This window comes from Alicyclobacillus acidiphilus NBRC 100859, from assembly GCF_001544355.1.
GTDB classification, from domain to species: domain Bacteria; phylum Bacillota; class Bacilli; order Alicyclobacillales; family Alicyclobacillaceae; genus Alicyclobacillus; species Alicyclobacillus acidiphilus.
Genome location: NZ_BCQI01000006.1, coordinates 107123 through 116103 on the forward strand (window position 1 = coordinate 107123; position 8981 = coordinate 116103).

11 protein-coding genes are annotated in these 8981 nt (G+C 56.0%); 9 read left to right on the plus strand and 2 right to left on the minus strand.

Features of this window, described 5'->3' with window-relative positions; all coding sequences use genetic code 11:
• Window positions 1-179 precede the first annotated feature (179 nt).
• The 5 genes from aspD (at window position 180) to AAC01S_RS04035 (ending at window position 5173) form a co-directional block, all read left to right on the plus strand.
• On the plus strand, window positions 180-1817 hold the full coding sequence (gene aspD / locus AAC01S_RS04015) for an aspartate 4-decarboxylase (protein WP_067619135.1): 1638 nt from the start codon (window positions 180-182) through the stop codon (window positions 1815-1817).
• Window positions 1818-1936: 119 nt separating this feature from the next.
• Window positions 1937-2929, plus strand: coding sequence for an FTR1 family iron permease (locus AAC01S_RS04020; protein WP_245630067.1), 993 nt, complete (start codon window positions 1937-1939; stop codon window positions 2927-2929).
• 38 nt (window positions 2930-2967) lie between these two features.
• A complete protein-coding gene (locus tag AAC01S_RS04025; protein WP_083511494.1) occupies window positions 2968-3207 on the plus strand; it encodes a hypothetical protein in 240 nt (79 codons plus the stop codon).
• Window positions 3208-3329: 122 nt separating this feature from the next.
• Window positions 3330-4361 carry an ATP-binding cassette domain-containing protein gene (locus AAC01S_RS04030; protein WP_067619140.1) on the plus strand — a complete coding sequence of 344 codons (1032 nt, stop codon included), beginning with the start codon at window positions 3330-3332 and terminating at the stop codon, window positions 4359-4361.
• Window positions 4358-5173, plus strand: a complete 816-nt coding sequence (locus tag AAC01S_RS04035; RefSeq protein ID WP_067619143.1) for an ABC transporter permease — start codon at window positions 4358-4360, stop codon at window positions 5171-5173. The genes AAC01S_RS04030 and AAC01S_RS04035 overlap by 4 nt, the downstream gene beginning before the upstream one ends.
• A 116-nt stretch (window positions 5174-5289) precedes the next feature.
• Here AAC01S_RS04035 and AAC01S_RS04040 read toward each other — a convergent pair whose 3' ends face one another.
• On the minus strand, window positions 5290-5757 hold the full coding sequence (locus AAC01S_RS04040; RefSeq protein ID WP_067619146.1) for a MarR family winged helix-turn-helix transcriptional regulator: 468 nt from the start codon (window positions 5755-5757) through the stop codon (window positions 5290-5292).
• Between the two features lie 176 nt (window positions 5758-5933).
• Between AAC01S_RS04040 and AAC01S_RS04045 the strand changes: the two genes are divergently transcribed.
• The 3 genes from AAC01S_RS04045 to AAC01S_RS04055 are packed head-to-tail and all read left to right on the plus strand — an operon-like array spanning window position 5934 to window position 7779.
• Entirely contained in the window at window positions 5934-6623 is a 690-nt protein-coding gene (locus tag AAC01S_RS04045; RefSeq protein ID WP_306307166.1) for an MBL fold metallo-hydrolase, read from the plus strand.
• Between the two features lie 26 nt (window positions 6624-6649).
• Complete coding sequence (locus AAC01S_RS04050; RefSeq protein WP_067619152.1) at window positions 6650-6919, plus strand: GNAT family N-acetyltransferase; 270 nt, start codon at window positions 6650-6652, stop codon at window positions 6917-6919.
• A 53-nt stretch (window positions 6920-6972) separates the two neighbouring features.
• Window positions 6973-7779 (plus strand): Cof-type HAD-IIB family hydrolase, encoded by an 807-nt coding sequence (locus AAC01S_RS04055; protein WP_067619155.1) that lies wholly within the window; start codon window positions 6973-6975, stop codon window positions 7777-7779.
• A 149-nt stretch (window positions 7780-7928) separates the two neighbouring features.
• Here AAC01S_RS04055 and AAC01S_RS04060 read toward each other — a convergent pair whose 3' ends face one another.
• Complete coding sequence (locus AAC01S_RS04060; RefSeq protein WP_067619158.1) at window positions 7929-8681, minus strand: SDR family NAD(P)-dependent oxidoreductase; 753 nt, start codon at window positions 8679-8681, stop codon at window positions 7929-7931.
• A 101-nt stretch (window positions 8682-8782) separates the two neighbouring features.
• On the opposite strand from AAC01S_RS04060, the gene AAC01S_RS19685 reads away from it, so the two are divergent.
• A partial coding sequence (locus tag AAC01S_RS19685; protein ID WP_217997813.1) for a hypothetical protein occupies window positions 8783-8981 on the plus strand: 199 nt, incomplete at its 3' end.

An 8981-nucleotide genomic window follows, 5' to 3' on the forward strand; every position in this document is an offset into this window, starting at 1 on the left:
CTCGACGATAGTTTGTTCCCCAGGCTGCCAGACGGCATGGAGGCACTTCCAGATGGAGGCATACTTCCTTGTGCCGTTTGGCAGCCTATTTTGGTGTGCCCTGCCGCAAAACGGTATATCCATACCGGGCCGGGCCAGCGTCCCCAGACAGCCATCAATCCAAATGACGAGGTGCAAGGATGGGAAAGACAGACTTCGATCTTCGCGAACGGCGCAAAATGGAACGCAGTTTCGAGGCGATCAGCCCGTTTGAGCTTAAGAACGAATTGCTTCGGTTGGCGGATGAATATCAGAAGAAGAGCAATCGGGCGCTGCTGGACGCAGGCCGCGGGAATCCCAACTGGATTGCCGCCGCACCGCGCGAGGCGTTCTTCGCGTTGGGCCAGTTCGCTGTGCAGGAGAGCCGCCGGGTTTGGGACGATGGCGATCTCGCCGGCAAGCCGCGCATGCCAGGCATCGCGCAGCGGTTCCGTGCTTTTACGGCCGATCACGCGTCCACGCCCGGCGTCGACTTGCTCAAGCGCATTGTCGATTACGGCGTAACCGCGCAAGGATTTGACGAGGACGAATGGGTGTACGAGTTGGTTGACGGGATCATCGGAGACAACTATCCGATGCCGGATCGCATGCTGACGCACATGGAAAGCGTCGTTCATGATTTTATTCTCAAGGAGTTGTGCCAAGGGGACGAGCGTCTCGCCGAGTTTGATTTGTTCGCCGTCGAAGGCGCGACGGCGGCCATGTGCTACATATTCGACTCGCTATCGGCCAACGAGCTTCTCAAGCGGGGCGACAAAGTGGCCATCATGGTGCCGATTTTCCCGCCGTACGTGGAGATTCCGGAGCTTGATCGATACGCGTTTGACGTCGTGGAGATTCGAGCGTCGGCTGTCAACGATCGCGGCGAACACACGTGGCAATATCCTCCTGAGGAACTGGAAAAACTCGCGGACCCGGCGGTCAAAGCGCTGTTCCTCGTCAATCCCAGCAACCCCCCGTCGGTGGCGTTGGACGCCAATTCGGTGAACAAGCTGGTCGATATCGTCCAGAACCACAATCCGCACTTGATGATTATCAGCGACGACGTGTATAGCACATTTGTCGATGGATTCCGTTCTCTGATGGCGGATTTGCCGCGCAACACGATCGGCGTGTACTCGTTTTCCAAGTATTTCGGCGTCACCGGGTGGCGTCTTGGTGTCATCGCGTTGGCGAGAGACAACGTGTTTAACGAGTTGCTCAAGGAACTGCCGGACGAACGCCAGCAGGCGCTTTCCAAGCGTTACGCGTCGATGACGCGGGAGCCCGGGAAGTTGTCGATGATCGATCGAATCGTTGCCGACAGCCGCCAGGTCGCGCTCAATCACACGGCTGGACTGTCGACGCCGCAGCAGGTGCAAATGGCCTTGTTCTGCGCATTCGCGCTGCTCGACGAACACGATGTCTACAAACGGAAGACCAAGGACATCTGCCACCGCCGAATGACCTTGCTGTATGACGGGTTGGGCTTGCCATTGCCGAATTTGCCGAACGACGCGGATTATTACACCGACATCGATCTCGAAAACTGGACCACCCAGACGTATGGCGCAGCGTTCACGGAGTACATGAAGAGCCATTACGAGCCGATTGACATCCTCTTCCGCCTGGCCGAAAACTCAGGGATCGTTCTGCTCAATGGCGGTGGCTTTCACGGTCCGACATGGTCGATCCGCGTTTCGCTGGCCAACTTGGACGACGAGGCGTACGCCCAGATTGGACAAGATCTGAAGGCCGCCTTGCAGCAGTATGTGAACGAATATCAATCTAACACTTGATGTTAGATGCTCCTAACTGTAGAATATCGATTGGAAACATGACTGCGTTAGTCAGGATTTCAGAGACGAGATGATTCACCATCGGCTCACTATCGATAGAACAGTTGGGAGGAACCATCGTGTCCATAGCGAGATGGAGTGCGAAGAGAATCGCATTGGGTATCATGGGCGTCATCGTGATCGGCATACTGGTTTGGCAAGGCTTCGCCGCTGGCGGCAATCCGGATCCGACGCAGCATAACATCGGACGTGGAGCGGCAATTGTCGATACCGGTATTCTCGTCTTTCGCGAAGGCCTGGAAACGATTCTCGTGCTGTCGGCGATCACGGCGAGCCTCGTCCGCACCGGGAAAGGGTACTGGAAGCCCATTTCTGGAGGTGCCGGATTAGCGTTTGGGGCGACGCTTGTGACATGGTTCATCGTCGTTGGCATCATTTCGCTGGTCGGGCAAACTGCGCCTGAGCTCTCCATCCAGGCTGGCACCGGATTGCTCGCCATCGTCGTGCTCTTGATCGTGATGAATTGGTTCTTCCATCGGATATACTGGACTGGATGGATCAGCATGCACAACAAGAAGAAGCGCGAGATTATCGACACCCTGGAGACTTCGGACAACGGCGAGGGAGGGGCGAGATCGCTCGCCTATCGCGGTCTCTTGATTCTTGGTTTCAGTTCGGTATACCGAGAAGGTTTTGAGGTTGTGCTGTTTCTGCAAAACACTCGGATGCAGGTCGGGTCTGGCGTCGTCGTGATTGGCTCAGCCATTGGCTTGGTTCTGACGATGATGGTCGCGGTCCTTGCGTTCTTCGCGCATCGCAAACTGCCGTACAAGAAGATGCTCGTTCTGACGGGAGTCATGCTCGGCGCGGTCCTGCTGGTGATGGTCGGCGAGCAGGTGCAGGAGATGCAGCTTGCCGGATGGATGCCGACAACGCCGCTGAACCTTCACATTCCTGCATGGGCGGGACTGTGGTTCTCGTTGTTCAACAACGTGCAGAGTCTTGTTTCGCAGGTGATTGCGTTCGTGCTCGTCGTAGGTTCCTACTTCGGAGCACAGTATGTTCGAGTCTGGAAACCTCGCCGCGCACACGCCAAGAGTGTCACTGCGTAAAGCCGTGAGGCTGGATTTGAATCGGAGGAAGGATGCGCATGATCTTCGGATTTGGATTCGGCAGTCCGCTTACAAGCATTTTGATGCTGCTCGGCACGAGCGCGTTGAGTTTCCTGTTGTTTCGCGGGTGCAACCGCGACGCCCAAAAACGCCGCAAGCCGTCGCGCGACGAGCTTCGGAAGTATTATTACGAGCAGCGTCAACGCGCCCGCGAGTTGTCTGCCAAATTTGATTTGACGGACGAAGAAATTGAAAAGAAGCTCGATGAATTCGAATGAGAACCGCTCCATGGAGAGCGGTTTTTTCATGGGAATTCGCGTGCGGCGATCTTCGTTCATCTCACGTTCATAAACGAGGATTACTGTTCTACGTGGCAAGATTTATGCGAGGAGGAGAGAACATGGAAGAGCGCAACCCGGGGAACGCGAACGCGAATCTCCAAAACCTGGCCGTCGAAGCGCACGGACTGGTGAAAATATTTGGCCAACACCGCGCGGTCGATGGCGTGGATCTGCGCGTTGAAGCAGGTTCCGTATATGGCGTATTGGGACCGAATGGCGCCGGCAAGACGACGACCATCAGCATGCTGGCGACGCTGTTGCGGCCAGATGCCGGATCGGCCAAAATCTTCGGGTACGATGTCGTGAAGGATCCACATATTGTGCGCCAGTTGATTGGCGTGACGGGGCAGTATGCCTCGGTCGACGAGACGCTGAGCGCCATGGAGAATTTGATCATTTTTTCGAGGCTGCTTGGACTCAGCCGATCCGACGCACGGCGCAAGGCTGTGGAATTGCTGGAGGAATTCGGCCTTACCGAAGCGGCAAAACGGCCTCTGAAGAAATTTTCAGGAGGCATGCGCCGGAGACTGGATTTGGCTGCGAGTTTGATCGCTCAACCGCCGCTTATCTTCCTGGATGAACCGACGACCGGACTGGATCCCCGCACGCGGGCCCAAATGTGGGATACGATCCGGCGTCTGGTGAAGACGGGCTCCACTGTACTGCTGACGACGCAATATCTGGACGAGGCGGATCAGTTGGCGGATCGAATCGCCGTGATCGATCACGGCCGCGTCGTCGCAGAAGGCACCGTCGACGAATTGAAAGCGTCCATCGGCACGTCGTCGTTGCACCTGCGCCCCGAGCAACGAGAACACATCGACGAGGTGCGCCGCACGGTGGATCGCGTGCTTGGCGTGCAGGCGGTCGTGTCGCCCGAGGCGGGCAAGGTCACTGCGCCGATGTTGGACGCGGATAAAGTGACGGATCTCCTGATAGCCCTGCGCGAATCGGGCATTCGGTTGACCGAGATGAGTGTACAGAAGCCGACGCTGGATGAAGTGTTTCTCACGATTACCGGACACGGCGTCGATCACGATTCCACCGATGAGTCGGGGGCCCTTGACGGGAAGGAGGCAGCCATCTCATGAGCATGTCCACCATCACACCAGTCTCTCAGCGCAATTTGAAACGTCACACCAGTTTCGGGCAATCGTTGCGGAACTCGTTCACCATGGCTTATCGCGGCCTCTTGAAAATTCGGCGCACGCCTGAGCAGCTGTTTGACGTCACGTTCCAGCCCATCATCTTCACACTGATGTTCACCTACATTTTCGGCGGAGCCATCTCGGGCAGTGTGCAGAGTTATCTGCCAGTCATCATTCCTGGTATCCTGGTGCAAACGGTGATCACGACGTCCGTTGTCACGGGTGTGCAACTGCGTGAAGATATGGACAAGGGCGTGTTCGATCGATTCAAATCGCTTCCCATTGCCCGCATCGCACCTTTGGCAGGCGCGCTGTTGGCAGACACGATTCGCTATACGATTGCAACCGTGCTCACGTTCGCCATGGGCTATGTCATGGGGTATCGACCTGCTGGCCATCTGGATCACGTCGCGATCGCCGGCATTCTGGTGATTGTTTGCTCGTGGGCGATGAGTTGGATCTTCGCGTTCTTCGGGGTGATTGCCCGCACGGCATCCAGCGTGCAAGGGATTTCGATGATCATTCTCTTCCCGCTCACGTTCTTGTCCAACGCCTTTGTGCCCGCGCAAACGATGCCGAAGTGGCTGCAGTGGTTTGTTCACATCAACCCCATCTCCCATTTGGTCACCGCGGTTCGAAATCTCGCAAATTCGGGTACAATTGGCAGTGACTTTGCAATATCACTGATGGGCGCGGCTGTCGTCGTAGCTATCTTTGCGCCGCTGACCGTGCGCGCCTACATGCGCCGCACGTAATGAGGTCGCTTTAGGCGACCTCTCCGTCAACGTGTCCGTCTATTTTCAGTGATTCAGCGGCGAGCCTCGCGCCCTCGTGGCGGTTGTACAAATGGAGGCGAACGCCGCAAAGCGAATCATTCCGGCGATTCGATCACCCGTTGGATGTCCATCGATGCCGCGATGGAAGCGAGTTTGTCGAGCCCGCCCAGCAGTCCTTCGAGTTCCTTCTCAGAGAACTGTTTCAAGCAGTGCTCAATCACGCGTTTGCGGATGGCCAACACGTTCTCCAAGGCATTTTCTCCGGCCGGCGTCAATTCGACCGTGACGACTCTTCGATCCTCCGCATCTCGTTCCCGCACGACGAAACCGTGGCCTTCCAATCTGTCCAACATGAGCGTGATGGAGCTCCGGGCGACTTCCATTTTGTCTGCGAGCCGCGAAATTGGGCATTTGCCTTCCTTCTTCACAAGATGCAGCAGAAATACTTGACTGGGCGTGAGTTCGTTTTTCAAGCGTCGCATCAGGTGTGGGCCCAAATTTTGAATGACGAGAACGAGCGTGGCGTCGAAACGTTCTGTCAGTGACTGGGTGTTGGAATTCATTCGGCTTGCCCCTTCTCTGTTTACCATCCAATTTGCTCAAATATTGAACTGCTTAACGTTTCGGCTTTAGAATGGTTATACAAGATAAGGGAGGTGGAGTAAAGCTCAATAGATGGGCTTTGCGGTCTATGAAGATTGCCAATGGAGTAGAGGTTCTCGAATTAACGATGAATATGATGGGTCAAGCCAGTGTGATTCATCCGACCTTGCTTTGGGACGAACAAGAGGTCATCCTCGTTGACACCGGCATTCCCGGCCAACGTGAAGACATCGCCGCAGCCATGTCCCAAGCGGGCGTGTCCATCGACGCCTTGACAAAGGTGATTTTGACGCATCAGGATATCGACCATATTGGCAGTCTTCCAGAGATCCTGAAATCTGCGACGAAACCGGTGGAAGTGCTTGCGCATGCCGAGGACAAGCCGTATATCGAAGGGGACAAGCCGTCGTTGAAGATGACGCCGGAGCGCGTGGCCAAGATGCTTGAATCGCTTCCGGAGGATGCGCGTCAAAAAGTCCAGGCGATGTTTGGTACGCCGATCACGGCGAAGGTGGATCGGACCATCGGCGACGGCGAAGTGCTGCCGTACTGCGGCGGGATCTCAGTCATTTTCACACCCGGCCACACACCTGGCCACGTCAGCCTGTACCATCAACCGAGCAAGACGTTGATCACGGGAGACGCGCTTGTGGCAGCCAACGGAGAATTACTGGGACCCAATCCGCAGGCGACGCCCGACATGGAAATGGCACTGAGATCGTTGAAAAAATTCACGGAGTACGATATTTCGACGGTGATCTGTTATCACGGCGGCGTCTACACGAACAATCCCAACGCTCGACTCGCTGAACTGGCAAACGGATGATCGGTGAAGCCTAGGAGATTCGTGGGATGATAAGAACTTTCTCTTTGTCAGATACTGATGCAGTATTCCAACTATGGCGGGACGCCGGATTGTCGCTCGGCCGGACCGACACGTCCGAGGGGTTGTCGAAACGGCTGCAGCGCGATCCCGATTTGTTTCTCGTCGCGCAATCCGATGGGAAGGTTGTCGGTTCGGTCATGGGCTGCTACGATGGATGGCGCGGATGGGTCGTCGATTTCTACAAGTGGCTCGGCTTTTCGGTAGATGAGTTGATCTTCATGGAAAAGTGGTTGTGAACGGCATTGCGATAGAGACACAGCTAGGAGCAGGAGATAGGAGAGAACCCTTCGTGGGATACGACATCGTATTTTTTGACATTGACGGAACACTGATCGATGAAGAAAAGCGCATACCTTCAGACACGAAACAAGCCGTGAAGGCGTTGCAGGATTCCGGAACGATCGTCGCGATCGCGACGGGCCGAGCCCCAAGCCAGTTCGCCCACGTGGCGCAGGAGTTCGGCATTGACTCGTATGTTTGCCTGAACGGCGGCTACGCGCAATATCAAGGCAAACCAGTATTCGGGCGCCCCATCGCCAAGGAACTTCTGGAGTCGTTTGTCAAGATGGCCGATGCGGCTGGTTATCCGGTGGTCTTTGCCGGCAGCGAGGCGTGTTATGCCAATCGCGAAAATCACGCGTATGTCAACGAAGCATTTGACTATTTGGACATCCCAACGAAACCGGATTTCGATCCCGACGGGTGGAAACACCACGACATCTACCAAATGTACCTGTACTGCGACGAGGGCGATGAAGCGCCGTTCGCGGAACGCTTTGCCGACGCGCTGCGGTTCATTCGTCCGCATCGTTATTACCTCGATATTTTTCCAAAGGACGTGTCAAAGGCGGGCGGGATCGAGGCGATGCTGCGCGAGCTCGGAATCGACAAAGAGCGCGCGATGGCCTTTGGCGACGGCCAAAACGACGTGGAGATGTTGACGTTCGTCGGCATGGGGATCGCCATGGGCAATGCCTCGCCAGCCGTGAAGTCGCACGCCCGGTACGTGACCAAAGACGTGGATGACGGCGGCATCGTCCACGCGCTTGTGCACTTCGGCTTGCTCGGGAATCCATTCGCTGCGTCTCGCGTCTGACGAGGCGTGTGGCCCAGACACAAGGGGCTGAACGTCAACGACGCTGCCTCCGCCGGGGCAGCGTCGTTTGTCGACCAGCCAGGCGAATGGAGCCGAGCGAACGGAGCCCGGCGAACGCCGTTCGATCACTCTGGTGGATGAGGACGCTCTCAGATGGTGTACGGTGTCGCTTCCATCGTTTCCGCTTTGGCGACGGCCTCTTCCAGCGACATGCCAGTGAACGCTTGCGCGTGGAGGAATCTGCCGCTCTTTTTGTCGTCGACGAACGCTCCGACACAAATCCCAGGAATAACGGTTTCGACGGCGTTCGGCGCGTTCGGTCCGCCGAGATCGGTCCGGCACCATCCTGGATCTGTCAAATTGATCATGACGTTCGTCCCTTCAAGGCGGGACGCGAGGTCTTTCGTGAATTTGTCCAGTGCGGCTTTGCTGGCTGCGTAGCCGGCCTGCTCTGGTTCGTTTTTGATACCGCTTGTGGTGTTGATGACACGCCCAAAGCCACGTTCGATCATCTTCGGGATCAACCGATTGCAAATGGTGACTGCCGAGATAAAGTTGATCCGGAAACTCGCTTCGAAATCTTCCACAGGTGTATTCCAATAGTTCGTGCGATAGGCAATCTGGACCGCGGCGTTGTTGAAAACGATATCGACTTGTGTGCCTTTGGCCTCAATTTCGTCCAGCATGGCGAGGACTTCTTGATGATTCCCGAGTTCTGCCTGAACCGAATAAGCCTCGACTCCAAGCGCTTTCACTTCTTGTTCCAAATTGGCCGTATGTTCCAAAGAACGGCTGTGAAGGATCAAATTACATCCTTGCTCCGCCATGAATTTGGCGGTCTGATAACCGACGCCTCGGCTCGCGCCTGTGATAAGAGCCCACTTTCCTTGTACGTCTACCAAATAAAACGCTCCTTACGAATCAATTCAAAGTTGCTAATACGATTTTAGCACACCATTTGGTTGAGCTGATAAAACCCTTGTCGGACAAGGGCGTTGAAGGCATGAACAGGACTTCACTTCAACCGCAGGGTTACGACGGCGGGAACGTGCGGGGGAGGGTTTGGGTTGGGCGTCATAGCGGACAAAAGTACCGCTATGGCGGCGGGAACGTGCGGGGGAGGGTTTGGGTTGGGCGTCATAGCGGACAAAAGTACCGCTATGACGGCGGGAAGGTGCAGAGGAGGGCGTGGGTGAGTCGGC

Excerpts from the sequence above, each read along its gene's own strand:
- AAC01S_RS04025 (WP_083511494.1), top strand. The coding sequence starts at position 2,968 with ATGATCTTCGGATTTGGATTCGGCAGTCCGCTTACAAGCATTTTGATG.
- AAC01S_RS04050 (WP_067619152.1), top strand. The coding sequence starts at position 6,650 with ATGATAAGAACTTTCTCTTTGTCAGATACTGATGCAGTATTCCAACTA.
- AAC01S_RS04040 (WP_067619146.1), bottom strand. The coding sequence starts at position 5,757 with ATGAATTCCAACACCCAGTCACTGACAGAACGTTTCGACGCCACGCTC.
- AAC01S_RS04035 (WP_067619143.1), top strand. The coding sequence starts at position 4,358 with ATGAGCATGTCCACCATCACACCAGTCTCTCAGCGCAATTTGAAACGT.
- aspD (WP_067619135.1), top strand. The coding sequence starts at position 180 with ATGGGAAAGACAGACTTCGATCTTCGCGAACGGCGCAAAATGGAACGC.
- AAC01S_RS04045 (WP_306307166.1), top strand. The coding sequence starts at position 5,934 with ATGGGTCAAGCCAGTGTGATTCATCCGACCTTGCTTTGGGACGAACAA.
- AAC01S_RS04030 (WP_067619140.1), top strand. The coding sequence starts at position 3,330 with ATGGAAGAGCGCAACCCGGGGAACGCGAACGCGAATCTCCAAAACCTG.